At 71.9% G+C, this 24,469-nt stretch carries 20 protein-coding genes and 1 tRNA gene; 11 read left to right on the top strand and 10 right to left on the bottom strand.

The window, feature by feature from the left end:
* Positions 1–6: 6 nt before the first annotated feature.
* The 3 genes from ACRVYW_RS02115 to ACRVYW_RS02125 all read right to left on the bottom strand — a co-directional run bounded on the left by ACRVYW_RS02115 (position 7) and on the right by ACRVYW_RS02125 (position 4,402).
* On the bottom strand, positions 7–1,506 hold the full coding sequence (locus ACRVYW_RS02115) for a CDP-glycerol glycerophosphotransferase family protein (RefSeq protein ID WP_431801223.1): 1,500 nt from the start codon (positions 1,504–1,506) through the stop codon (positions 7–9).
* Entirely contained in the window at positions 1,503–2,768 is a 1,266-nt protein-coding gene (locus tag ACRVYW_RS02120; protein ID WP_431801225.1) for a CDP-glycerol glycerophosphotransferase family protein, read from the bottom strand. The genes ACRVYW_RS02115 and ACRVYW_RS02120 overlap by 4 nt, the downstream gene beginning before the upstream one ends.
* 98 nt (positions 2,769–2,866) lie before the next feature.
* The gene (locus ACRVYW_RS02125) at positions 2,867–4,402 is read right to left on the bottom strand and encodes a trypsin-like peptidase domain-containing protein (protein WP_431801227.1); all 1,536 of its coding nucleotides are present in this window, start codon (positions 4,400–4,402) and stop codon (positions 2,867–2,869) included.
* Positions 4,403–4,526: 124 nt separating this feature from the next.
* Here ACRVYW_RS02125 and ACRVYW_RS02130 point away from each other — a divergent pair, with 124 nt between their 5' ends.
* The gene (locus ACRVYW_RS02130) at positions 4,527–5,732 is read left to right on the top strand and encodes an aminotransferase class I/II-fold pyridoxal phosphate-dependent enzyme (RefSeq protein ID WP_431801229.1); all 1,206 of its coding nucleotides are present in this window, start codon (positions 4,527–4,529) and stop codon (positions 5,730–5,732) included.
* 139 nt (positions 5,733–5,871) lie between these two features.
* On the opposite strand, the gene ACRVYW_RS02135 is transcribed toward ACRVYW_RS02130, so the two are convergent.
* Entirely contained in the window at positions 5,872–6,702 is an 831-nt protein-coding gene (locus ACRVYW_RS02135) for a carbon-nitrogen hydrolase family protein (RefSeq protein ID WP_431801231.1), read from the bottom strand.
* The gene (locus tag ACRVYW_RS02140; protein WP_431801233.1) at positions 6,699–7,232 is read right to left on the bottom strand and encodes a DUF6328 family protein; all 534 of its coding nucleotides are present in this window, start codon (positions 7,230–7,232) and stop codon (positions 6,699–6,701) included. Before ACRVYW_RS02140 ends, ACRVYW_RS02135 begins: the two co-directional genes overlap by 4 nt.
* A 109-nt stretch (positions 7,233–7,341) precedes the next feature.
* Here ACRVYW_RS02140 and ACRVYW_RS02145 point away from each other — a divergent pair.
* Positions 7,342–7,415: transfer RNA gene (locus ACRVYW_RS02145), tRNA-Met, on the top strand.
* 76 nt (positions 7,416–7,491) lie between these two features.
* Here ACRVYW_RS02145 and ACRVYW_RS02150 read toward each other — a convergent pair.
* Positions 7,492–7,911, bottom strand: a complete 420-nt coding sequence (locus ACRVYW_RS02150; protein ID WP_431801235.1) for a MarR family winged helix-turn-helix transcriptional regulator — start codon at positions 7,909–7,911, stop codon at positions 7,492–7,494.
* A 118-nt stretch (positions 7,912–8,029) separates the two neighbouring features.
* Between ACRVYW_RS02150 and idi the strand changes: the two genes are divergently transcribed.
* The 7 genes from idi (at position 8,030) to ACRVYW_RS02185 (ending at position 13,836) form a co-directional block, all read left to right on the top strand.
* Complete coding sequence (gene idi, locus ACRVYW_RS02155) at positions 8,030–8,593, top strand: isopentenyl-diphosphate Delta-isomerase (RefSeq protein WP_431801237.1); 564 nt, start codon at positions 8,030–8,032, stop codon at positions 8,591–8,593.
* Entirely contained in the window at positions 8,593–9,684 is a 1,092-nt protein-coding gene (locus ACRVYW_RS02160; RefSeq protein ID WP_431801239.1) for a polyprenyl synthetase family protein, read from the top strand. The genes idi and ACRVYW_RS02160 overlap by 1 nt, the downstream gene beginning before the upstream one ends.
* A complete protein-coding gene (locus ACRVYW_RS02165; RefSeq protein ID WP_431801241.1) occupies positions 9,681–10,532 on the top strand; it encodes a phytoene/squalene synthase family protein in 852 nt (283 codons plus the stop codon). The genes ACRVYW_RS02160 and ACRVYW_RS02165 overlap by 4 nt, the downstream gene beginning before the upstream one ends.
* On the top strand, positions 10,529–12,187 hold the full coding sequence (gene crtI, locus ACRVYW_RS02170; RefSeq protein ID WP_431801243.1) for a phytoene desaturase family protein: 1,659 nt from the start codon (positions 10,529–10,531) through the stop codon (positions 12,185–12,187). The genes ACRVYW_RS02165 and crtI overlap by 4 nt, the downstream gene beginning before the upstream one ends.
* A 1-nt stretch (position 12,188) precedes the next feature.
* Complete coding sequence (locus tag ACRVYW_RS02175) at positions 12,189–12,563, top strand: lycopene cyclase domain-containing protein (RefSeq protein ID WP_431801245.1); 375 nt, start codon at positions 12,189–12,191, stop codon at positions 12,561–12,563.
* Entirely contained in the window at positions 12,560–12,889 is a 330-nt protein-coding gene (locus tag ACRVYW_RS02180; protein WP_431801730.1) for a lycopene cyclase domain-containing protein, read from the top strand. The genes ACRVYW_RS02175 and ACRVYW_RS02180 overlap by 4 nt, the downstream gene beginning before the upstream one ends.
* Positions 12,890–12,987: 98 nt before the next feature.
* Positions 12,988–13,836, top strand: a complete 849-nt coding sequence (locus tag ACRVYW_RS02185; protein WP_431801734.1) for a prenyltransferase — start codon at positions 12,988–12,990, stop codon at positions 13,834–13,836.
* Between the two features lie 113 nt (positions 13,837–13,949).
* Here ACRVYW_RS02185 and ACRVYW_RS02190 read toward each other — a convergent pair whose 3' ends face one another.
* Positions 13,950–16,853, bottom strand: coding sequence for a UPF0182 family membrane protein (locus tag ACRVYW_RS02190; protein WP_431801247.1), 2,904 nt, complete (start codon positions 16,851–16,853; stop codon positions 13,950–13,952).
* A 52-nt stretch (positions 16,854–16,905) separates the two neighbouring features.
* Entirely contained in the window at positions 16,906–18,024 is a 1,119-nt protein-coding gene (locus ACRVYW_RS02195; RefSeq protein ID WP_431801249.1) for a YlbL family protein, read from the bottom strand.
* Positions 18,025–18,159: 135 nt separating this feature from the next.
* Between ACRVYW_RS02195 and ACRVYW_RS02200 the strand changes: the two genes are divergently transcribed.
* A complete protein-coding gene (locus tag ACRVYW_RS02200) occupies positions 18,160–19,632 on the top strand; it encodes a zinc-dependent metalloprotease (RefSeq protein ID WP_431801251.1) in 1,473 nt (490 codons plus the stop codon).
* A 769-nt stretch (positions 19,633–20,401) separates the two neighbouring features.
* Here the strand turns inward: ACRVYW_RS02200 and ACRVYW_RS02205 are convergent.
* Both ACRVYW_RS02205 and nudC read right to left on the bottom strand, forming a co-directional pair.
* Positions 20,402–22,141 carry an ATP-dependent helicase gene (locus ACRVYW_RS02205; RefSeq protein ID WP_431801253.1) on the bottom strand — a complete coding sequence of 580 codons (1,740 nt, stop codon included), beginning with the start codon at positions 22,139–22,141 and terminating at the stop codon, positions 20,402–20,404.
* Positions 22,138–23,061, bottom strand: coding sequence for an NAD(+) diphosphatase (gene nudC / locus ACRVYW_RS02210; protein WP_431801255.1), 924 nt, complete (start codon positions 23,059–23,061; stop codon positions 22,138–22,140). The genes ACRVYW_RS02205 and nudC overlap by 4 nt, the downstream gene beginning before the upstream one ends.
* A gap of 65 nt (positions 23,062–23,126) precedes the next feature.
* Between nudC and ACRVYW_RS02215 the strand changes: the two genes are divergently transcribed.
* On the top strand, positions 23,127–24,425 hold the full coding sequence (locus ACRVYW_RS02215) for an aminoglycoside phosphotransferase (protein WP_431801257.1): 1,299 nt from the start codon (positions 23,127–23,129) through the stop codon (positions 24,423–24,425).
* The last annotated feature ends 44 nt before the right edge of the window (positions 24,426–24,469 follow it).

Here is a 24,469-nt window from a genome sequence, read left to right on the forward strand (position 1 = left end):
CAGCGCTCAGGCGCGGTCGACGAATCGCTGGTCGAGGATGCGCGCGACGACCCGCTCGGCGGCATGGCCGTCGTCGCGGGCGTTGAACATGTCCTGCCACTGCGCGTAGCGGTCGACGAACGCCGGGAGGACACCCTCCTCGAGCGCCGCCGTCAGCGCCGCCGTCAGGTCGGCCTGCGAGGTCGTCATCGGTCCGGGCGCGTGCGCGCCGAGGTCGAAGTAGAACCCGCGGAGCCGCTCGCGGTAGTCGGCGAGGTCGGGAGTGAAGAAGAGGATCGGCTTCCCGGTCGCGGTGTAGTCGAACATCACCGACGAGTAGTCGGTGACGAGGGCGTCGGCGGCGACGAGGAGGTCGGACACGTCGGGGTACGCGGTGACGTCGACGATGCGCGCGCCGTGGGCGTCGGACCCCGCCGGGATCGTGCGCGAATGACCGCGGACGAGCACGACGGCGCCGGTGTCCCCGGCCAGACGCTCGAGATCGAGGAAGTCGACGATCTCGTCGCGATCGTCGCGCCACGTCGGGGCGTAGAGGACGACCCGCTCGTCCTCGCCGATGCCGAGCGCACGGCGGGTGCGGTCGCCGCCCCCGCCGCGGCGGAGCGCGTCGTTGCGCGGGTAGCCCTCGACCCACACGGGGCGGCGGAGGAACGCGTACGCCTTCCGCATGACACGCTCCCCGTACGGGTTCTGCGCGAGCAGCACGTTCCAGCGGAGGCTCTCGCGCACGACCGCGAGCGCACGGCGCGGGTCGAAGCCCGGGCGGTGCAGCGCGAGGCGCTTGAGCGGCGTGCCGTGCCAGGTCTGGAGCACCACTTGGCCCGGGCGCCTTTCGTACCGGCGGCGCAGCCAGTCGTTGACGACGAGCAGACGCGCCGACCCGCGCGCCCGCCACCACGCGGGGCTCCCCTCGACGACGGGGATGCCGCCGTCGGGGACGGCGACCGAGAGGTCCACGACGCTCCAGTAGCGCGTGACGCCCGGGGCGACGCGCGCGAGCTCGCGGTCGATGGCGCGCGGGTTGCAGCTCGCGTTGCGCCCATAGAAGCTCTCGAAGAAGACGGCGTTCTCGAGCCCCGCCCGCCCGCTTTTCGGCCGCGTCGCGTAGCGGCGTTCCAGCGCCGCCTGACCCTCGGCGCTCTCGTACGCCGGATCGATCGGCGGACGGACCTCGAGGGTCGCGCCCGACAGCGACACGCGCATCGTGGGGGTCATCGTCGCCGGGACGTCGTCGGCGAGTTCCGCACCGAGATCGATCGGCGCGCCGTCAGCCCCGGTGATCTCGACCGCGTACGCGCCGGTCGGCAGCGGCAGCGCACCACCGCCCCACCGTGCGGCATGGAGCGGCACCCGCGCCGTCCACGAGACGCCCCGACCGGTGAGTCGTCCTTCGCTCGAGGCCCGACGCCCCGAGACGGTCACCGCGCGCGGGCGGGTTCCGGACCCGGTGAGAACGAGTGCGGGCGCGGCGGCGGCATCCGTGTCGATGCGGGCGGTGATCGTCATGGCATCCTCCTGGAGGGCCGTCCCGGGGTCGCCGGGATCCGTGCGCGAATCGCACGGTACACCCGCGCGGTGTTGCGTCCGTCCGCGAAGCGGTGCACGCGGGCGCTGAGGGCGCCTGCCCGTGCGACGCGGGCGGCGCGCTCGGCGGGGTCGGTCAGCACGGCGCGCAGCTGCGCGAGGAGCGCGGGCCACGTCGTCGCAGGGTCGTCGCCCGCCACCTCGGCGTAGGTGCCGTAGAAGCCACGCGAGCGCGCGTACCCGTCGAGGTCGGGAGCGAAGAAGACCGTGGCCAGTCGCGCGAGGGCGGCGTCGTAGGCGAGCGAGGAGTAGTCGGTGACGAGCGTGTCGACGCCCGGGAGAAGCGGTGTCACATCGGCGACGACGTCGCTGCCGAGGAGGCGCACCGAGCCCCCCGCGAGCGCGGCGTAGTCGCCGGCGCCGAGGTGGTGGGCGCGGACGAGGAAGACCGCGCCCGTGTCGGCCAGCACGGCGCGCAGCGCGGCCAGATCAGCGGATGCCGGAAGCCCGGGGTCCGCCGCCCCGTCGCGCCACGTCGGCGCGTACAGGACGACGGGCGTCTGCGCGTCGATGGGTCCGATGAGCGCGGCGAGCCGCGCGCGTGCGGCGGCGCGCCGGCCCGCAGCGGTTCCGGTCGAGAGGACGTCGTCGCGCGGGTCGCCCGTGACGGGCACGTGCGCGCTCGGCAGTCCGAACGCCGACTCGAGGCGGCCCCGCACGAGGTCGGACGCGGCCGGCAGGACGCGGATGCGTGCCTGTGTGCGCCGGTACAGCGCCGCGAGCGCGCGGCGGAGGAGCGGCGCGGCGAACGGCAGCGGACTCGCGGTCGTCACCGGCGCATCGAGGCCGATGCGCTTGAGCGGGATGCCGTGCCACAGCTGCACGATCACACCGCCCGTCGCCGCATACCGGTTGACGTCGCCGAAACCGTGCGTGATCACCGTGACCGCCGCGCGCGCAGTCAGCCAGAAGCCGCGGAGCGACGTCTTCGGCGCGTGCAGGATGCCGCGGGCTGCGGCATCCTGCGCCTCATCGGCGGTCCCTGTGAGCCACACCGCGCGCTCCCCCGCGGCCGACGCGTGCTGCCAGAGGGCCCAGGCCCCATCGGCGAGACCGACCGCCGAGCCGAACACCCACAGCTCGCGCGACCGTGGCACGACGGCGGTCACCGCCCGGCCGGCGACGTACAGCGGGATGCGCAGAAGCTTCCCGGCGTTGCCGGCGCCGAACGAGAAGGACGCCACCCCGCGAGCCTATCGCGGGGTGGCGTCCGTGCCGCGCCGGTGGGGCGCGACGTGGGTTCAGAAGCGTGGCTTCAGAAGCGTGGGTTCAGAAGCGTGGGTCAGTCGTCGAGCGTGCCGAGCGTGACGTCCACCGAGACGCTCTTGCCGTCGCGCTGGTAGACGAGGGGCGCGCTCGAGCCGCCTGCGAGAGCGCGCACCTGCGCCGTGAGGTCGGTCGCATCGGTGATCGGGAACCCGTTGAAGGACGTGACCACGTCACCCTTCTTCAGTCCCGCGGCCGATGCCGCGCCTCCGCCGGTGACCTCGGCGATGTACGCCCCGGCGACCGTCGCGCCCTGCTGGCTGGCCGCATCCCGCACGCCCGCGCCGAGGAGACCGTGGGTCGCCTCGCCGTTCTGGATGAGCTCGTCGGTGATGCGCTTGACGATGTTCGAGGGGATGGAGAAGCCCACGCCGATGGAGCCCGCCTGGCTCGACGCGTTCGTCGAGCCGGTGGAGGCGATCGCGACGTTGACGCCGATGAGCTTGCCCTCACCGTCGACCAGCGCGCCGCCGGAGTTGCCGGGGTTGATCGCGGCATCGGTCTGGATGACCGCGATCGAGATCGAGCTGGTCGCCGACTGCTGCTGACCCTGGCCAAAGTCGAACTGGAAGGGCGACTCGCCCTGACCGGGCGTGTCCTCCTGGGTGTCGCCGCCCTCGGGGGCGGCCGACGAGGCGATCTGGATCGAACGGTTGAGCGCGCTGACGATGCCCGTCGTGACGGTGTTCGACAGACCGAGGGGCGCTCCCACGGCGACGGTCGGGTCGCCCACGTTCAGCTTCGTCGAGTCGGCGAAGTCGATTGGCGTGAGCCCCGAGGCATCCGTCAGCTTGATGACCGCGAGGTCGTACGTCGGGTCGGTGCCGACGATCGTGGCCGCGTAGACCTTGCCGTCGGAGGTCGTGACGCTGAGCTGAGCGTCGCCGGTTTCGCCGTCGAGGGTCACGACGTGGGTGTTGGTGACGACGTAGCCGTCCTCGGTCAGGATGACGCCCGAACCCGTGCCTCCGCTCGATCCCGCCGAGGCGGAGATCGTCACGACGCTCGGGACGACCTTGTCGGCGATCGCGGTGGTCTGGTTGACCGACTCGGTGTTGTTGACGGTGACGGTCTGGGGTGAGGTCGTCACGACCGTCTGCGACTGCGGGAACAGCGACGCACCTGCCGCCGCGCCGCCGATGCCCGCGGCGCCCCCGACGAGAGCGGCGGCCACCATGATGCCGACGATCTTGCCGGCCCCGACCTTGCCGGTGGATGCCTCGTGCTCGGGCGTCGCGGACTCATCCGCGGGCGCGGAAGGCGCGGCACCGTCCGGCGCGGTCGACTGCGGAGCCGTCGACTGGGGCGCGGTCGCGTAGGCGGAGGCCCCATAGGCGGCCGTCGCCTCGGCATACGTCGGGACGCGGGGCGGCGAATACGGGGCCTGCGCCGCGTAGGGGTTCACCGGCGCCGCGGAGGTGGGGTACGCGCCCGGAGAGGTCTGGGGGTTCGCGGCGGCGTCGGCGGCCGGCTGCGCGGGAAGCGGCGGTCGCTGCGCGTTCGCGGCATCCGGCTGCTGCGGGTCGTTCGCGGAGGGGGCGTTCTCGCTCATCGGTACATCCTTCTTCCCAGGTCCGCACTCTCACGGACTCGTCCAGCATGACCCGCATTTCTGTGCGTTGCATATGGCACCGCCGGGGCGAGCCTATGCGACGCTATGTGTGTAGCGTGAGCGGGTGCGAGACATTCCCGGAGCGTGGCGACGCACGGCGCAGGGCGCCGGACTTCTCGATGCGGGCGGCGCGCCGGCCCCGACGATCTTCGCCGAGATGACCGCTCTCGCCGTGCGCACGGGCGCGATCAACCTCGGGCAGGGGTTCACCGACGAGGACGGACCGGAAGAGGTCTTGCGGGCCGCGCGGGCCGCGATCGCGGGTGGGGCGAACCAGTACGCGCCGGGGCGCGGGGTGCCGGCGCTGCTCGACGCGATCGCGGCGCACCAGCAGCGCTTCTACGGACTGACCCTCGATCCCGCCCGCGAGGTGCTCGTGACGGCGGGCGCCACCGAGGCGCTCGCGGCGACGATCCTCGCCCTGATCGACGGTCCGGACGACGAGATCGTCGTGTTCGAGCCGTACTACGACGCGTACGCCGCCAGCGCGGCGCTCGCGGGCGCGCGCCTCGTGCCGGTACCGCTGCGCTTCCCCGATTTCCAGCCCGACCTGGATCGTCTCGCCACCGCCGTCACGGACCGTACACGCCTCATCCTCGTCAACGACCCGCACAATCCCACCGGCGCCGTCTTCTCCGCCGAGGTCCGTGCCGAGATCGTGCGCCTCGCCGATCAGCACGACGCGATCATCGTGACCGACGAGGTGTACGAGCACCTCGTGTTCGACGAGCCGCACGTGCCGATCGCGACGCTTCCGGGAGCGACCGAACGCACACTCACGATCTCCTCGGCCGGCAAGACGTTCTCGACGACCGGCTGGAAGATCGGCTGGGTCTCCGGCCCGGCCGACCTCGTCGACGCCGTGCTCGCGGTGAAGCAGTTCCTCACCTACACGAACGGCACCCCGTTCCAGCCGGCGATCGCGGCGGGGCTGGCGCTGCCGGCCGCCTTCTTCACCGGCATCGCGGCGGCGCTCCGCGACAAGCGCGACCTCCTCGGCGACGGGCTCAGCGCCGCCGGATTCGAGGTGTCGGTCGCCGCGGGCTCGTACTTCACGGTCGCGGATGCGGCGCCGTTCCTGCAGGGCGCAGAGGATGCCGCGGATTTCTGCCGCACGCTCCCCGCGCGCGCCGGGGTCGTCGCGATCCCCCTGACGGCGTTCGTCTCGGAGCCGCACCGCGAGCAGTACCGGAGCCTCGTCCGCTTCGCGGCGTGCAAGCGCCTCGAGGTCATCGCCGAGGCATCCGCGCGCCTGCGCACCCTCGCCTGACGTCGCCTCCTCGCACACGCCCCCCGCTCGCGAATCACCGCCCCTTTCGCGAATCACCGCCGATTGCGCGCGAAAGCGGCGGTGACTCGGGAATCGCCCGGTGATTCGCGAGCCCGCACGTACGTCAGCGGGGCGCGGGTCAGCGCGGGACGACGCGGAAGCGGCGGAGGGCGAGAGCGGGGTTCACGCGGCGCACTCGCTCGACGACGGCGGCGTCGACGAACGCGACGGCGACGTCGGTCGCGGTGCCGACGCCCGCGATCTCGACACCCTGCGGGTCGACGACGACCGAAGCCCCGACGCCGAGGGGCGGCGGGTGGTCGGCGCCCGCGACGTACAGCGTGTTCTCGATCGCCCGCGCGTGCAGGAGCGTCCGCCAGTGGAACTCCTTGAGCGGCCCGCGCACCCACTCGGCCGCGACGAGCACCGCGTGCGCCCCCGCGTCGGCGAGCACGCGCGCGACCTCCGGGAACCGCAGGTCGTAGCAGGTCATGAGCGCGAAGCGGATGCCGCGGACCTCGAACGTCTCGGGCGCGAATGCCTCCTCGCCGATCCCACCGGGCTCGACCCAGTCCGACTCCCGCTGACCGAAGGCGTCGTAGAGATGGAGCTTCCGGTAGACGGCGCGGATGCCGGAGGCATCCACCGCGATGACGGTGTTGCGGACGCGCTCTGCCGTGCCGCGCTCGAGGAGCCCGGCGACGAGGGTCACGTCGTGCCGCGCCGCGATCTCGCGCAGCGCCGCGGCGAAGGCGCCGTCGACCTCCTGCGCGTGCGCGACGAGCGAGTCGTCGAACGGGTCGACGAAGTAGCTCGCGTACTCGGGGAAGAGCACGACATCCGCGCCGCGACCGGCGGCGCGCGCCGCGAGTTCCTCGATGGCGGCGAGGTTCGCCGTCTCGTCGGCGGTCGGCGCGAACTGCGCGACGGCGACGCCGACGCCGTCGTCGATGCGGGTGGCGGTCGTCATCCGTTCTGTCCTCTTGCTCTCAGCACCAGCGGAATCACGATCCAGAGGACGAGGACCGCCACGGCGGCGGCGAGCGCGGCCGCCCACACGGCGGGCACGCCCGCCACCACATCGAAGACGAACGTCACCACGCCGACCAGCAGGAGCGACACCGTCGCCAGCGACGTCACGAGGGCCGCGTGCCCATACGCGACGACGGTCCTCTTCTCACGCCGGCCGAAGACCATCCGGTGCAGCGCGACCGGAGCGAGGGCGACGACCGCACTGAGGGTCGCGAGCAGCACGAGCCCGAGATAGAACACCCGCTGCCGGGCGTCGAGATCAGCGAACGCCGGCTGGAAGGCGAGAGCGAGAAGGAAGCCTGTGAGGATCTGTGTGCCGGTCTGCATCACCCGGAGCTCCTGCAGCACCTCCGACCAGTTTCGGTCGGCGCGCTCGTTCGGCGTCTCGTCACGGCCATCGACCCGATCGTCGCCCTCGCCCGGGCGAGCGTCGCGAGCGGCGGCGTGCTCGACGGATTCGGACTCCATGCGACTCATCCTCCCCCGACCGTCTCGCGGGTCGCAAGGTTCGGCCGGGCCCGCGTGGCACCTCCGGTTCGCGGATGCTCCAGGACCGTGCTAGGCTATCTTCTTGCGCCGCGGGGTGGAGCAGTTCGGTAGCTCGCTGGGCTCATAACCCAGAGGTCGCAGGTTCAAATCCTGTCCCCGCAACGAAAACGAAGAAGGCGCCTGCCGATCCGAACAGATCGGCAGGCGCTTTCTTCGCGTCGGGAGGGCGGTCGGCCGTTCACTCCAGGGCCGCACTCGTCTTCTGCAGGAAGCGCACGATCGCGTCGAGCTCGTCGTCGCTGAACTCGTCCATCGCGTCGCGCATACGCCGCATCCGGACGCCGAAGTGCCGGTAGAACTCCGCGCGGGCGTGGTCGGTAATGACCACGACACGCGCCCGCTTGTCGGCGGGATGCGGCCGGCGCTCGAGGTGCCCGCTCTCGGTCAGACGATCCAGCAGCTTGGTGGTCGACGCGGTCGAGATGGACAGGTGGCTCGCGATCTCATGAGGCGAGACCCACTCCCCCCGCTGCTCGCGCACGATGAGCATCCGGAGCGCTGCGAGGTCGGTCGCGTTCATCTCCATCTCACCGCGGATGCCGCCGTGCATGCGGTCCATCGTGTCGCCGAGCGCGCGGACCGACTCGAGCGCGGACATGAGAAGCCTGTCGCGCGCTGTACGCGGCACCCATCGTTCTGTCAATGTGGACACCTCCCGGTCCCACAGGTAGTATTGCTGAAAATCGCTAGCTAAACTAGCGTTAGGAGAGATTCGCGTGACCGCCGACCCATCGACATCCGCTGCCGACCTCGTCGTCCTGCTCGACGAAGACGGGAGCGAGATCGGGGTCGCGCCCAAGGCGAGCGTCCACGGTACCGATACCGCCCTGCACCTCGCATTCTCCTGTCATGTCTACAACACCGACGGTCAGACGCTGCTCACGCGTCGCGCTCTGGAGAAGAAGACGTGGCCGGGCGTGTGGACGAACTCCTTCTGCGGCCACCCCCGACCCGCAGAACCCGTCATCGCCGCCGTGCACCGGCACGCCGAGCACGAACTCGGCCTGCGTCTGCGCGACGTCGAACTGGTCCTCCCCCTCTTCCGCTATCGGGCCGTCGATGCGAGCGGCATCGTCGAGCACGAGATCTGCCCCGTCTACACGGCGATCGTCGACGACGAGCCGCGCCCCAACCCGCGCGAGGTCGTCGAGACGCGGTGGGTTGACCCTGCGGACCTCGCCGTCTCGCTCCGGGCCGCGCCGTGGGCGTTCAGCCCGTGGCTCGTCCTCCAGTCGGAGCAGATGCACATCTTCGACGCGCCCGTCGTCGGCGCTGCCTGATGATCGCGCTGTCCGAGCAGGATCGAGCGGGCGTCGACGCCGCGATCGCCGCGTCGCTCGAACGACTGCAGGAACGCAGCGGTCCCCTCGGGGAGGGTGCCGTCGCACTCGCCGAGGCCGCCGCCGCCGCGGGCGAGAAGGGCAAACGTCTGCGCCCGGCGCTCGTCGTCGCCGCCTACCGCGCCTTCGCGCCCGTCGACGGCGAGGAACCCAACGCCGCCGCCCCGAGCGCCGCCGACGAGGCGCTGTGGCAGGTCGGGGCCGCCTTCGAGCTCTTGCACACCGGCTTCGTCGTGCACGACGATCTCATCGACCGCGACGTGGAGCGCCGCGGCGCCCCGAACGTCGCCGGCCGGTTCCGCGCCCGGGCGGCGGCGTACGGCGCGAGCCCCGACGAGATCGTCATCGTGGGGGATGCCGCCGCCGTGCTCGCCGGAGACCTGCTGCTGTTCGAGGCGACCCGCCTCATCGCCACGGCGGATGCGTCGGCGAGCGTCCGCGCGACGCTGTTCGAGATCCTCGACGACGCCATCCTCGTCTCGGCCGCCGGCGAGCTGGCCGATGTCGAGAACGCGGCACGCGCCGACGTCCCCGACACCGACGCCCTCCTGGTCGCCGCCCACGACAAGACAGCCGCGTACTCGTTCGAGGCGCCGCTCGTGGCCGGGGCGGCGCTCGCCGGCGCGTCCGTGGGCACGAGGGATGCCTTGGCGGCCGCCGCCGCCGACCTCGGCCTCGCCTTCCAGCTCGTCGACGACCTCATCGGCACGTTCGGAAGCCGGAGCCAGGCCGGACGCGAACCCGGCGCCGACCTTCGTGAATCGAAGCGGACGCCACTCATCGGCCTGGCCCGGCGGACGGGTGCGTGGCCGCGGGTCAGTTCGGCGATCGCGCTGGCGTACACGGGTCCCGTCGCCGTCCGCCGTGCGCAGGAGGAGCTCGAGGCGAGCGGTGCGCGGGAGGACCTCGTGGCGCTCGTGCGCTCGTCGCTCGAGAATGCCCGCGCGCAGGCGGCTTCGCCCGATCTGTCTCCCGCCGCCGCGGCGCTGATCGGCGACATAGCCGCCGCGATCGAGGGCCGCGTCCCGTGACCACCTCCGCCCTCTACGACCGCAGCGCACAGGATGCCGCCGCCTCGGTGATCGCGAACTACTCCACGTCGTTCTCCCTCGCGACGCGGCTGCTCGGCACGCGCGTGCGCGGGCACGTGCGGAACGTCTACGCGCTCGTGCGGCTGGCCGACGAGATCGTCGACGGCGAGGCGGAGCGCGCGGGACTTCCCGCCGACGCGCAGCGGCGTCTGCTCGACGAGTTCGAGGACGAGACGTTCCGCGCGATCGACCGCGGGTTCAGTACGAACCTGATCGTCCACGCGTTCGCCTTGGCGGCGCGCGAGTGCGGCATCGGCGAAGACCTGATCCGACCGTTCTTCGCCTCGATGCGCACCGACCTCACCGAGACGTCGCACGATGCGGCATCCCACGACACCTACGTGTACGGCTCCGCCGAGGTCGTGGGACTCATGTGCCTGCAGGTCTTCGTCAACGCGGGGCGGCCCGCGCCTGTCTCCCCCGACGCCGAGCTCGTCGAGGGGGCGCGCAGGCTCGGCGCCGCGTTCCAGGATGTCAACTTCCTCCGCGACCTCGCCGACGATCGGGGGCGCCTCGGCCGCGACTACCTCGGCATCGGTGACGGCGCGACCCGCGCCGAGGTGCTCGCGCGCATCGATCATGACCTCGACGTCGCGGCCCTCGCCATCCCGCGGCTGCCTTCCGACTGCCGCCGGGCGGTCACGACCGCGCACGGGCTGTTCGCCGAGCTCGCCCGTCGCCTGCACGACGACGACGGGGCGCAGCGCGTCTCGGTGCCCACCCCCGTCAAGGCCACGATCGCCGTCAAGGCGATGGCGGGCTTCCCCCCGCGAAGGACCGACGCATGACCGCCGCAGACGACCACCGCCCGACCCCCGCCGACCACCGCTCTCCCGCCGACGGCCGCAGGCCCACCGCCGCGATCGTCGGCGGCGGCATCTCCGGGCTCGCGACGGCGGCCCTCCTCGCAGAAGACGGGTGGGACGTGTCGCTCTTCGAGGCGCGCGACCAGCTCGGCGGGCGCGCCGGATCGTGGGAGAAGGACGGGTTCCGATTCGACACGGGGCCGAGCTGGTACCTCATGCCGGAGGTCTTCGACCACTTCTTCCGCCTGCTCGGCACCACCGCCGAGGCGGAGCTCGACCTGGTGCCCCTCACCCCCGCCTACCGCGTGTACCCGGAGCCGGATCGCGGCTCGGCGGGCCCCACCGAGCCGGTCGACGTCGTCTCGGGTCGCGACGAGGCGCGCGCCCTCTTCGAGGGCCGCGAGCCCGGAGCCGGCGCGGCACTGGATGCCTACCTCGACTCCGCGTCCGAGGCCTACGACCTCGCGGTCTCGAAGTTCCTGTACGACCCGTACGCGTCGCTCGCGGGCCTGCGCGACCGGGACCTCGTGCGCCAGCTCCCCCGCCTCGCCCCGCTTCTCACGCGCTCGCTCCACCGCCACGTGTCGGCGCGGTTCGACGACCCGGTGCTCCGGCAGATCCTCGCCTACCCCGCCGTCTTCCTCGGCACCTCTCCCTACGCCGCGCCGAGCCTCTACCACTTGATGAGCTCGCTCGACCTCGACGACGGCGTGCTCTACCCCCGGGGCGGGTTCACCGCCGTCATCGAGGCGATCGCCCGGCTCGCGCGCGAGCGCGACGCGACGCTGCAGACGGATGCCGCCGTCGCCCGCATCCTCGTGGAGGGCGGCCGGGCCCGAGGCATCCGCCTCGCGGACGGCACCGAGCACCGCGCCGACCTCGTCATCTCCTCCGCCGACCTCCACCACACGGAGCAGAACCTCCTCGGTCCCGGTGAGCGGACCTATTCCGAGCGGTGGTGGCGCAGGCGCGACCCCGGCCTCGGCGCACTGCTCGTGCTCCTCGGCGTCGACGGCGAGCTTCCCGAGCTCGCCCACCACACGCTGCTGTTCAGCCGCGACTGGGAGCAGAACTTCTCCGACGTCTTCGGGGCGGACGGCAAGATCCCCGACCCCGCGTCGCTGTACGTCTGCCGCCCGTCGGCGACCGACGACACCGTCGCGCCGGCGGGGGCGGAGAACCTCTTCGTGCTCGTCCCGATCCCCGCCGACCCCTCGCTCGGTCACGGCGGCGAAGACGGCGCGGGCGACGCGGCGATCGAGGCCGCCGCCGACCGCGCCATCGCGCAGATCGCCGACTGGGCCGGCATCCCCGACCTCGCTTCCCGCATCCGGGTGCGCCGGACGATCGCGCCGGCCGATTTCGAACGCGACCTCGGCGCCTGGCGCGGCAGCGCCCTGGGCCTCGCGCACACGCTCGGGCAGAGCGCCCTGTTCCGCGCGCGGAACGCGTCGCGCATCGACGGCCTCACCTACGTCGGCACGAACGTCCTCCCCGGCATCGGGCTGCCGATGTGCCTCATCTCCGCCGAGCTCGCCGTGAAGACGGTACGGGGCGACACGAGCGCGGCGCGCCTGCCCGAGCCGGACGCCTCCCGCGCCCCCGAGCCCGCCCCCGAGCCGTCCGGCCCCCGCTGACATGGCCGGTCTCTACCTGGCGTTCCTGCTGGTATCGTTCGCCGGCATGCTCGTGCTCGACTGGCGCTACCGCCTGGCGCTGTGGGCGGCGCCCGTGCCGTCGGGGCTCGCGCTGGTTCTCGGCACCCTGTTCTTCGTCGTGTGGGATGCCGTCGGCATCGCGACCGGCGTCTTCGTGCGCGGCGACAGCCCGCTGCTGCTCGGCATCGACCTCGCCCCGCACCTGCCGCTCGAGGAGCCGGTCTTCCTCGCGTTCCTCTGCCACCTCGCCCTCGTCACGCACGCGGCGGCGATGCGGCTCGGGGCCCGCAGGCGCCGCCGCCTCGACCGTCTCGCGGCGGATCGGCGTGCGGCGCCCGCGGAGGATGCCGGCTGATGTACGGTCTCATCGTCATCCCGTTTCTCATCGTGGCCGCGATCGTGACGCTCGCGACCGCGACGCGGCCGCGGTTCGCGCAGCGGATGGGGGTGTCGGCGATCGCCGCCGTCGTGCTCGTCGTCCTCACCGCGATCTTCGACAACCTCATGATCGCAGCCGACCTCTTCACCTACCCGGAGGACCTCATCAGCGGCATCCGCATCGGGCTCGCCCCCATCGAGGACTTCTCCTACCCGGTGGCCGCGGCGTTCCTCGTCCCGGCGATCCGGTGCCTCCTGACACCGCGCAGTACGCGTGAGGATGCCGCGGAGGGCGCAGCGTGAGCGCCGAGGCGTCCGGCGCCGAGGGCTCGGGCGGCGGCGCTTCCGGCGGCGGCTCGGGTGCCGCGGGGGCGCGCACCCCGGGCGGGACGCTCCGGCAGCTGTTCGTGGCGTCGCGCCCGGTGAGCTGGATCAACACCGCGTACCCGTTCGCGGCGGCGTACCTGCTGACGACGCGGCAGATCGACGTCACACTCGTCGTCGGGACGATCTTCTTCCTCGTGCCGTACAACCTGGCGATGTACGGCATCAACGATGTCTTCGACTACGAGTCCGACCTCCGCAATCCCCGCAAGGGCGGTGCGCACGGTGCCGTCCTCGACCGGAGCTTCCATCGGACGACGCTGTGGGCGGCGGCGCTGTCGTGCCTGCCGTTCCTCGTCTATCTCGTGATCGTCGGATCCCCGGCATCCTGGCTCGTGCTCGCCCTGTCGATGTTCTTCGTGGTCTTCTACTCCGCGCCGCCGCTGCGGCTGAAGGAGCGCCCGGTCGCCGATTCGATCACGAGCAGCATCCACTTCTTCTCCCCCGCCGTGTACGGACTCGTCCTCGCGGGCGCCGTCTGGACCTGGCCGCTCGTCGCCCTCATCATCGGGTTCGCGCTCTGGGGCGTCGCGTCGCACGCGTTCGGTGCCGTGCAGGACGTCGTCGCCGACCGCGCGGCCGGGATCTCATCGATCGCGACGGCGTTCGGAGCACGGCGGACCGTCTGGTTCGCCCTCGCCTGCTACGCGCTCGCGGGCGTCGCGATGCTCTTCGTGTCGTGGCCCGGACCTCTCGCCGCGCTTCTCGCACTCCCCTACCTCGCGACCGTGTGGCCGTACCGGAACATCACCGACGAGACCGCGGCGACCGCGACGCGCGGCTGGGACCGGTTCCTCTGGCTGAACCAGTTCACCGGGTTCGCGGTGACGCTGCTCCTCATCTGGTGGGCGCTCCTCACCGCCTGACCCCGCGTGCCCCTCACCCGCAGCGAGACATCGTTCTCGCTCCGAGACGCCGGCTCCGCGCCCGCGTCTCGGGGCAGAACCGGTGTCTCGCGGCCGACGGAACCGGCGCGGGGTCAGTCGCCGCTCAGGGAGAGGAGCTTCTGCACCGCGGCGGTGAGGCGGGCGTCGGCCTCGGCGAACTTCGTCAGGTCGCCGGCCTTGAGCGCCGCGTCGCGGTCGAGCATCGCCTGCCGCGCTTCCTGGAGAGCGGCCTGGAACTGCACATCGGTGCCGGTGCCGCCGGTCGAGCCCTCGTCGCCCCCGGTGTCGCCCGGTTCGGTCGGCTCCGGCGAGGGCGTCACGTCGTTGTCGCCGGTGTCGGCGCCGGAGGTGCCCTTGAAGAGCGAGTCCAAGGCATCCTGCAACGTGTCCTCGAACGCGATCTCGTCGCCGAAGGCGACCAGGATCTTCTGCAGCGTCGGCAGCTGCGTGCCGCCGGACGACTGCACGAACACCGGCTGCACGTAGAGCAGACCGCCACCGACCGGGAGGGTCAGCAGGTTTCCGGGGAGCACCTCGGACTGACCCTGCTTCAGGATGTTGATGAAGGACGAGACGCTCGGGGCCGCATTGAAGGTGTTCTGCACCTGTCCGGGTCCGGGCACCGGGGTGTCCGCGTTGATCTCCAGCATGCGGAGCTTGCCGTAGCCCTCGGATTTCGTCCCGTCCGTCGCGCCGGCGTCGGAATCGACGGCGAGGTAGCCCATCAGCACGTTCCGGGCGTTGTCGCCCTCGGCGGCGGGGATGAACGACGTGAACATCGAGAACGCGGGGTTGTCCTGACCGGGCATCTTCATCGTCAGGTAGTACGGCGGCTGGAGGTAGGTCTTGTTGACCGGGTCATCCGGCGTGCGCCACGCGTTGTCGCGTGAGTAGAACGACGCAGCGTCGTCGACGTGGTAGGTGCCCAGCATGGCGCGCTGCACCTTGAAGAGGTCCGTGGGGTAACGGACGTGGCTCATGAGGTCGCCGCTCATCTCGGAGATGGGCTTGAGGGTCGACGGGTAGACCTTCTGCCAGGCCTGCAGCAACGGGTCGGTCTCGTCCCACGCGTACAGCGTCACCTTGCCGTCGTAGGCGTCGACGGTCGCCTTCACGGAGTTGCGGACGTAGTTGACGTCGTCGAGAGCGACCCGCGGGTTGCTGTTGGTGGTGTCGCTGATCGCGTCGCGCAGGCTCACGATCGACGAGTACGGGTACTGGTTGCTCAACGTGTAGCCGTCGATGATCCAGACGATCCGCCCGTCCACGACGGAGGGGTAGGGGTCGTTGTCGAGCTCGAGGTAAGGCGCCACCTTCTCGACGCGCGTGGCCGGGTCGCGATCGTAGAGGATCTGCGACTTCTCGTTGATCGCGTCGGAGAGGAGAATGTCGGTCGACTGGAACTTCAGCGCGTAGATCAGGCGGCTGAAGAGGTTCCCGACGCCCGGTCCGCCGTCGCCGGTGAACGTCGTGCGGGTACGGTCCGAGCCGTCCGCGCCGCGGGGGTAGTCGAGCTCGATGTCATTGGTGCCCTCGGGGGCTCCGACGATCGAGTACGCCGGCGACGACTCGCCGAAGTAGATGCGGGGCTCGTACTTCTCGCCGTCGGTCAGGGCACCCGACACGGGGATGCCGCGCTCGACGAACACCGGGTTGCCGTCGGAGGTGCGGTCGTTGCCCTTCGCCGCCACCATGCCGTAGCCGTGCGTGTAGACGAGCGTCGTGTTGTACCACGAGGCCGCCGCGCCCAGCTGATCGAGGTTGAGCTCGCGCACCGAGACGACGGTGTCCTGCGACTTGCCGTCGATCTGGTAGCGATCGACGTCGAGCGGGTCGGAGAACTTGTAGTACGGGCGGTACTGCTCGAGCTGACGCACGGTGGGCGGGATGATGGCCGGGTCCATGATGCGAATGGATGCCGTCGTGTCGGCATCCTCGCGCAGCTGCCCCGGCTCGGCGTCGGTGACGGCTTTGAAGTCGATCTTCTCGAGGCCGTCGATGCCGTACGCCGCCTTCGTCGCGTCGATGTTGCGCTGGTAGTACGGGGACTCGAGCGTCTCCTGGTTGGGGACGACCTGGAACTGGTTGACGAGCGCCGGATAGGCGATGCCGACGATGAGCGACGTCACGATCAGCAGGGCGGTGCCGATGAGCGGGAAACGCCAACGTCCGATGACGGCGGTCACGAAGAAGAGCAGCGCCACGATGACGGCGGCGATCGAGAGGATCGTCAGGCCCGGGATGACCGCATGCACGTCGACGTAGCTCGCGCCGGTGATGCGATCGCTCTGCGAGGTGAGCGTCTTGAAGCGGTCGAGGTAGAGGCTCGCCGCCTGGACGAGGAGGTAGAGACCGGCGATGACGGCGAGCTGGATGCGCGCGGCCTTCGAGATGCGGAGCTCGCGCTGACCCACCCGCACCGAACCGTACAAGTAGGCGACGACGACGGTCACCGCCAGGGAGACGAGCAGCACCGCCGACGAGAAGCCGAGGAGCGCGCTGAAGAACGGCAGCGAGAAGAGGTAGAACCCGGTGTCCATCCCGAACTGGGGGTCGGTGACGCCCGTCGAGACACGGTTGAACCACAGCCAGACGGTCTCCCACTGCGCCGACGCGGCGAACCCGGCGAAGAACCCGAAGAAGACGGGGATGCCCCACATCGCCAGCCGGCGCAGCGGCTCGACGACCTCCTGGTAGTGGTCGAGCTGCGAGCTCAACCGCGCGTAGACGGGGCGGAGCCGGTACGCGAGCTGGATCGCGACGAACACGGGAATCGCCATCGAGAAGAACCCGACGGCGAACATCGTGACGCGGCCGACCCACTGCGTCCACAGCACGCTCGAGAAGCCGAGCTGATCGAACCACAGCCAGTCCGCGTAGAGGCTCGCGAAGACGAAGAATCCCACCACGACCACCGCGATCACGGCGAGGGTGATGCCGATCGCGCGGCGGAGCGGATTGGGCGTGGCCTGGTTCGGCGCTGAGGTCGTGGTCACCCCTCCATCCTAGGCGGCCCCGATCTGAGGAGAGCCTGGTTGCCCGGAACCGTCAGGAACAGGTAGGCAGCGCACCGAGGTCGCCGCCGGAACGGATGGCGTCGAGCACCGCGAGCGCGTCGTCGAGCTTCGCGACCGAGAAGACGCGCAGCCCGTCCGGGATGTGCCCGACGACCTCGTCGCAGTTGTCGGCCGGCGCGAGGAACCAGTCGGCGCCCTCGCCGACCGCTCCGTACATCTTCTGGCGGATGCCGCCGATCGGCCCCACAGTCCCCGCCGCGTCGATCGTTCCCGTGCCGGCGACGATCTCTCCGCCGTTGAGCTCGCCGGGAGTGAGCGTGTCGATGATGCCGAGCGCGAACATCATGCCGGCGCTCGGCCCGCCGACGTTGTCGAGCTGGATCGTCACGTCGATCGGGAAGTCGTAGTCGTGGGTCGTCGAGACGCCGATGAGCCAGGTGCTCTCGCCGCCCGAGGTCACCCGCTTGGGGGTGACCGACTCCGTGAGGGTCTCCCCGCCGCGCTCGACCGTGAGCTCGACCGGAGCACCGTCGGCGGCATTGATGATCGCCCGGAGCTCGTCGGTCTGGGTGATCGGCTCCCCGTCGGCGGCGCGGATGATGTCGTCCTTCTGCAGGATGCCTTGTGCGGCGGAGTCGTCCGTGAGCGAGTACACCCGCACCATCGGCTTCACGTCGTAGCCGAGGTGCGTGAGCGCGGCCGCGGTCGCCTCCTTCTGCGAGTCGACCATCATGACGGCGCTCTCCTGATTGCGCTCCTCGGTGGTCTTGCCCGCCGGAAAGACCTGGTCGATGGGGAGCACGGCCCGCGACGGATCGAACCATGCGGCGGCCAGCTCGAACCACGAGGGGGTGCGCTCGCGCGAGCCGACGACCTGCACGGTCAGCAGGTCGAGCGCTCCCGCGGTCTCATAGGTCTGGGCACCCGAGACCGAGATGAGGGGCACCTCGTCGCCGTCGGCGTTCTTCGCGGTGCCGAGCGTGTTGAAGACGGGCCCCGGCTGCTGGATGACGAACGAGGTCGGCAGCACCGTGAGGGCGAGCAGGCACACGAGGGCGATCGTGAGCGCCCAGATGCCGAGGGTCGTGCCCCGCGAGAACCGTCGGCGCGGGGTGGGCACGATCGTCGTCCCCTCGTCGAACAGTGCCACGGCCACCCTTCCCGGCCGGTCGTTCGCGATCGGCGTACAGACGACGCCCTCACCGCACCTGCGAAACGCGCCGCGGCGGAAGTCGTGCGACTAGCGTAGAGCGAGACGAGAACCCTCTGCTGAAAGGCGCCTGACATGGCTGACGACGACGAGGCTTCCCGCTTCGAGCCCGACGACTTCCCCGCCGACTTCCAGGAGCTGCTGCGGAACCTCCTCGGCGGCGGTGGCGGCGCGTCGATCGATCCCGCGCAGCTCGAAGGGCTCTCGCGCATGGGCGTCGACCCGGCGATGCTGCAGCAGATCATGGCGCAGATGCAGGCGGCGTTCACGCGGGGCAGCGACGACGGCATCGACTGGAGCGCGGCGAAGACCCAGGCCCTCCACCTGTCGAACAAGGACGGCCTGAGCATCAGCTCGGGCGACCGCGCGGAGTTCGAGCAGGCGTTCGCGCTGGCGACCCTGTGGCTGAGTGAGACGACCACGATCTCGGAACTGGCCGCCCCGCCCGTCGCGATCACGCGCGGTCAGTGGGTCGAGGAGACCCTCCCGGTGTGGCAAGAGCTCGCCGAACCGGTCGCCGATTCGATCGCGGGCGCCCTCACCTCGGTGATCGACGAACAGACGCCCGAGGAGATGAAGCAGCTCGTCGCCGGAGCGGGCGCGTTCATGCGCCGCATCGGAGGGTCGCTGTTCGCCTCGCAGCTGGGCGGTGTCATCGGTCGTCTCTCGCTCGAGGTGGTCTCGGGCGGCGACGTCGGCATCCCCGTCATGCCCGACGGCGTGGCCGCGATCCTCCCGCAGAACTTCGACGACTTCGGGCGGGATCTCGAGGTCACCGACGACCAGCTCGCGCTGTACCTCGCGACCCGCGAGCTCGCCCACGCGCGCCTCTTCCGGCACGCGAAGTGGTTGCGCCTGCATGTCATCTCGCAGGTGACGGAGTTCGCCCGCGGCATCCACGTCGACACGAGCGCGCTCGAAGACCTCGCCTCGCGCTTCAACCCGTCGGCGCCCGAGGAGCTGCGCGCGGCGCTCGAGTCCGGCGCGCTCCTCCCCCAGCGCACACCCGCGCAGGATGCCGCTCTCACGCGCCTCGAGAACCTCCTCGCGACGATCGAGGGCTGGGTCGAGGTCGTGACCGAGGACGCCACGGCGCGTCTGCCCGAGGCGGCACGCATCGCCGAAGCCGTGCGGCGGCGGCGCGCCGTGGGCGGCCCCGCCGAGCAGGCGATGGCCTCGCTCGTGGGCCTCGAACTTCGACCGCGACGATTGCGCGAGGCATCCGCGATGTGGCGCGCCGTCACCGACGCGGTGGGGGTCGCCGAGCGCGACAGCCTGTGGGACTATCCCGACCTCATGCCCGACGCGTCGGACATCGACGACCCGCAGGCCCTCATCGCGCGCCTGCAGGCGCGCGCGGCCGGCGAGGAGCCGCCGCGCGACGCGATGGACGAGGCGCTCGAAGAGCTCCTCGCCGAAGCCGCCGCGGGAGACGCGGCGGCGGACGAAACGGGCTCGAGGAGCAGCGACGCCGCGGCCGGCGACGACCCCGCGACGGACGACCCCGGGACGGACGACCCCGGGACGGACGACCCGCGGCCTGTGTGACCGCCCCTGTGGACAACCTCGGCGGTGCGTGGGCGTTCTCGGCAGGATCGCCTCATGCTGCGACTCGCCCCCTCCCACCCGCCGCTGTGGCGCACCCCCTCGTCGATGCAGCTCGGCTCGGACGGCGCGGTCCGTCTCGATGAGGTCACCCCGTGGCAGGAGCGGCTCCTCGACGCGCTGCGCGACGGCATCCCGGATGCGATGCTCCTCCCCCTCGCGCGGAGCCTGGGCGCCTCGGCGACGGACGCGGAGCGCTTCGTCGCCGAGATCAGCGGCGCGCTGACGACGGTTTCGGCCGAGCCGGTGCGCGTGCAGGCCGAGCTGCCGAGCGAGATCGGCTTCGCCGAGGCGGATGCCTTCGATCACGGCTGGCGTGCCGCCGGCCTCGATCCGGCATCGGTCACACGGTGGCCCGCGACGGACCCCGAGCCGGACGTCCCGATGATCCTCGTCGCGGATCTGCTGGTCGATCCGCGGCGCGCGTCGACGCTCATGGCAGCGGACGTGACCCATCTTCCCGTGGCGCTGTGCGGTGACCGCGTCGTCGTGGGACCGATCGTCGTGCCCGGGGCCACCGCGTGCCTGACGTGTCTGCACGCGCACCGTACCGACGACGACGCCGGATGGCCGCTGGTCGCTGCGCAGCTGATCGGGCGGGAGCGCACACCGACCGACACGGGGCTCATCCTCGAGGCCGCGGTGCTCGCGGCACGGATGTTGCGCGCGGCGCCGGAGTCGGCCACAGGCGAGAGCTCGGTCTCGGTGACCCTCAGCCGCGCGGACGTGCGGCGGGTCTGGCACTCCCACCGCCCGCACGCACGGTGCCTCTGCCGGTCTCCTGAAGCGCCGGCCCGATCTCCCGAAGGAATCGCGACGCCGCACGCGGACGCGCGTTCACGTTCCCCCCACGCTCCGACCACGACAGTGACAGGCTACGCGCGGCCCGCGTGATGCCGACGTAGGTCAGCCGGCGCTCCTCGTCGATCTGCTCGAACGTCGTCGCGTAGGAGATCGGCAGCAACCCCTCCGCGAGGCCGACCAGGTGCACGTGGTCCCATTCGAGACCCTTCGCCGCGTGCAGCGTCGCGAGGGTGATGGTGCGCAGCGCCGGCTCGTGCTGATCGCGACCGCGTGCGATGAGCGTGTCGGTGAACGCGCGCAGCGTGGTGCCGTCCGGCGCCTCTTCGGCGAGGCGGAGGACGGCCGCCCTCGCCTCCCACGCGTCGCGGAGCGCTCCGCCCGCCGGCGGCGGATCATCGGTGAGGCCCAGCGAGCGCAGCACGTCGCGGACGGCGGCGAGGAAGGTCGTCTCGACCGGCGCGACCGATGCGCCGCGGAGCGCGAGGACCGCCTGACGCACCTCGGGGAGGTCGAAGAAGCGCTTCCCGCCGAGCACCGTCGCCGGGATGCCACGCGCGGCGAGGGCGCCCAGGATCGGTGCCGACTGCGCGTTGGCGCGGTACAGGATCGCGATGTCGTCGGGCAGGATGCCGGAGGCCAGCTGCGCCGCGACGGCGGCCGCGACCCCCTCGGCCTCGGCCGCATCCTCGGGGTAGCCGGTGACCGTGGGGAGCGGGCCGGCCGGCCGTGTCGACGCCAGGGCGAGCGCCCCGGGCCGGCCGCGCATGAGCCCGTTCGCCGCACCCAGGATCGACGGATCGGAGCGGTAGTTGTGCTCGAGGCGCACGACCTGGGCATCCGGGTAACGTCCCGCGAACTCCAGAAGGTAGCGCGGGTCGGCGCCGGCGAACGAGTAGATGGTCTGGCTCGCGTCGCCGACGACGCACAGATCCCGGCGGTCGCCGAGCCAGAGCTCCAGAAGACGGTTCTGCACGGGCGAGACGTCCTGGTACTCGTCGACCGTGAGGTGGCGGTACTGCTCATGCACGGCCGCGGCGACGCGGGGCTCCGACTCGAGCATGCCGGCGCAGGCGAGCAGGACGTCTTCGAAGTCGAGTTGGCGTCGCTCGTCCTTGACCTTCTCGTACATGCGCATGAGGTCGGCGAGGGCTTCGGCATCCATCGCGCCGAGCCCCGAAGGATGCGCGGCCGCGTCCTCGTCGATCGTCCGCATCGCGACCTTCCGCCACTCGATGCGGCTCGCCACGTCGCGGAGGGTGGCCGCGTCGAGGCGGAGGCGGAGCGCGTCGGCGGCCTGCCCGAGAATGCGCACCTTCTTGTCGATGATCGAGGGCGCGACGTCGCCGACGAGCTGCGGCCAGAAGAAGTTCAGCTGGGCGAGCGCCGTCGCGTGGAACGTCCGGGCCGCGACGCCGTCGACGCCGAGCGCGCGCAGGCGTCCGCGCATCTCGCCCGCCGCCTTCGCCGTGAACGTCACGGCCATGACCCGGCCCGGCGAGTAGGCGCCGGTGTCCACGCCGTGCGCGATGCGGTGCGTGATGACGCGCGTCTTGCCGGTGCCGGCGCCGGCGAGCACGCACACCGGGCCGCGGAGGGCCGATGCCGCGACGCGCTGCTGCTCGTCGAGCCCGGCGAGGGCATCGCTCATGGGGTGCGCTCCACCCAGTCGACGATGAGACGGCGCGCGATGGAGGCGGAGCCGGGGAGAGCGACCTCACCGTGCCCCGCGAGCGCCGCGACGAGCTCGTCGCGCGTGAACCACCGTACGTCGACGATCTCCACGCCGTCGGGCGCGGGCGCCGCATCCGCCGCGACGCGGGCGTGGAATCCGAGCATGAGCGAGCGCGGGTACGGCCACGACTGCGACGCGCGATAGCGGCTCTCGACCACCGTCACCGCCGCTTCCTCGCGGATCTCGCGGACGATCGCGCCCTCGAGCGACTCCCCCGCCTCGACGAACCCGGCGAACGTCGAGTACACGTTGCGGCTGCGCCACAGCGCGTTCTGCCCGAGGAGCAGTCGTTCGCCGTCGTGCGAGTGGACGGCGACGATCACCGCGGGATCGGTGCGCGGGAAGTGGGTGCGGCCGCAGTGCGGGCACAGCCGCGACCAGCCGGCTTCGCGGACGCCGGTGCGTGTTCCGCAGGCGGAGCAGAACGGCGCCTCGACGAGCCACCGCCCGAGGGCCACCGCTTCGACGAGCGTGCCCGCATCGACCGCGTCGAGGTCGCCCCCGACGACGCGCAGCGGCGTCCACACCGCTCCCCCCATCGCCTGGACCGGCGCCGGCGCGTCGGCCGCCGTGGCAGCCAGGAGCACCGCGGCGCCGCCGTGCGCCCGTCCGAGGAAGGCCCACTCGGCATCGCCCGCGATGTCGCCCACCGCCACGGTGTGCACTCTCGTGCCCTCCGCCACGACGAGCCCCCGGTCGCCGTGCACGGGCACGACCCGGGACGAGGCATCGGCGCGAAGACGATCCAGCAGGTCCGGCTCGGCGCGTTCGTCGGCGGAGCGATCGATGCCCGCGCGCGCCAGAGCGGGCGGCGGCGGGGCGTCGGATCCAGTCATGCGGGACCTTCCTTGCCGGGCGTGGCGCGCACTCTGACGGGGCACCGCAGACCTACCCTGGGGGCATGGCACGCTCTCCTCTCACTCTAGCCGCGTCGGTGACCTCGGCCCTGCCCCACGCGCAGGTGGTCGGTGTGGGACCGCTGAGCGAAGGAACATCGGGACGGTACGACAGCGCGATCGCGGACCTCGACGACGGACGGCGCGTCGTCGTCCGCGTGCCCGTCGACGATGCGGCCGACGCCGACCTCGTCGCCGAGGCCCGCGCGCTGACCGCGCTGACCGCGGGCGTGCGCCGCGTGCTCCCCTTCGGCGCCCCCGACGTGCTCGGTCAGACCCGCGTCGACGGGCGGCACACCCTCGTGCAGACGCTCCTGCCCGGGTACCGTGTCGACGCCGGCCACGTGCCCGCCGGCCGCGGCATCGCGACCGCGCTGGGCGCGGCGACGGCACAGGTGCACGATCTTCCCGTCACGGTCGTCCGCGACGCGGGCCTTCCCGTCCTGACGACGGCGCAGGTGCGTCAGGAGGCCGAGAACCTCCTCGATGCCGCCGAGGCGACCGGGCTGCTCCCCTTCGGCCTGCTCCGCCGGTGGAGCACGGCGCTCGCCGCCGACGCCCTGTGGCGGTTCGAGACGACCGTCATCCTCGGCGGCGTCGACCCGGCATCCTTCGTCTTCGAGGACGACGCCGACGGCGTCCCGGTCGTGACGGGCCTGCTCGCCTGGGGCGCGCTGGGTGTCGGCGACCCGGCCGTCGACCTGCGTTGGACGGCGTCGGCGCCCTCCGCCCGCGACGACGTGCTGGATGCCTACGCCCACGCGTCGCACCGCGCTCCGGACCCGCAGCTCGCCGAGCGCGCCCGGCTGCACGCCGAACTGGAGTTCGCGCGCTGGCTCGTCCACGGGCACGCGAGCGGCGCGGGCGACGTCGTCGCCGACGCGGTCGCCCTGCTCGAGGCTCTCGACGAGAACGTGCGCGACCAGCCCGCCGTCATCCACGGTGCGGTCACCGCCGACGACGCGATCGCCGCGAGCGCGCGGGTGCCCGCCGGGGTCGCCGGGCCCGTCGACACGTCGATGCACACCGACACCTACGACGCCGACACTCTCGCCGGGTTCCTCGAGGACGAAGCCGCGCGCGCCGCGACGGAGGTCGACCCCGACGCGACTGCGCCCGTCGAGCTCTCCGCGTGGGCGGGTCTGCGCGAGGACGACGTCTTCGGAACCGGGGGTGTGCCCGCCACGGACGCCCGCGTTCCGACGAACGCCGCGGCCGAGCCCCGCGATGACGAGGATGCCGACGACGACGATCCGGGCGCGGCTGCGCGGAACGCGATGCGTCGCTGGACCGGCACCGACTGAGCGCCCCGTCGCGTCGGTCACGTCGGTCAGGTCTGTCACCTCGG

It is taken from the genome of Microbacterium sp. bgisy203, assembly GCF_965345155.1.
Classification (GTDB): Bacteria; Actinomycetota; Actinomycetes; order Actinomycetales; family Microbacteriaceae; genus Microbacterium.

Bases quoted from the DNA above. Each gene is read 5' to 3' on its own strand.
- ACRVYW_RS02150 (WP_431801235.1), bottom strand. From the start codon at position 7,911: ATGTCCGCGCTCGAGTCGGTCCGCGCGCTCGGCGACACGATGGACCGC.
- ACRVYW_RS02140 (WP_431801233.1), bottom strand. From the start codon at position 7,232: ATGGAGTCCGAATCCGTCGAGCACGCCGCCGCTCGCGACGCTCGCCCG.
- ACRVYW_RS02200 (WP_431801251.1), top strand. From the start codon at position 18,160: ATGGCTGACGACGACGAGGCTTCCCGCTTCGAGCCCGACGACTTCCCC.
- ACRVYW_RS02125 (WP_431801227.1), bottom strand. From the start codon at position 4,402: ATGAGCGAGAACGCCCCCTCCGCGAACGACCCGCAGCAGCCGGATGCC.
- ACRVYW_RS02175 (WP_431801245.1), top strand. From the start codon at position 12,189: ATGGCCGGTCTCTACCTGGCGTTCCTGCTGGTATCGTTCGCCGGCATG.
- ACRVYW_RS02135 (WP_431801231.1), bottom strand. From the start codon at position 6,702: ATGACGACCGCCACCCGCATCGACGACGGCGTCGGCGTCGCCGTCGCG.
- ACRVYW_RS02160 (WP_431801239.1), top strand. From the start codon at position 8,593: ATGATCGCGCTGTCCGAGCAGGATCGAGCGGGCGTCGACGCCGCGATC.
- ACRVYW_RS02205 (WP_431801253.1), bottom strand. From the start codon at position 22,141: ATGAGCGATGCCCTCGCCGGGCTCGACGAGCAGCAGCGCGTCGCGGCA.
- ACRVYW_RS02115 (WP_431801223.1), bottom strand. From the start codon at position 1,506: ATGACGATCACCGCCCGCATCGACACGGATGCCGCCGCCGCGCCCGCA.
- ACRVYW_RS02215 (WP_431801257.1), top strand. From the start codon at position 23,127: ATGGCACGCTCTCCTCTCACTCTAGCCGCGTCGGTGACCTCGGCCCTG.
- crtI (WP_431801243.1), top strand. From the start codon at position 10,529: ATGACCGCCGCAGACGACCACCGCCCGACCCCCGCCGACCACCGCTCT.
- nudC (WP_431801255.1), bottom strand. From the start codon at position 23,061: ATGACTGGATCCGACGCCCCGCCGCCGCCCGCTCTGGCGCGCGCGGGC.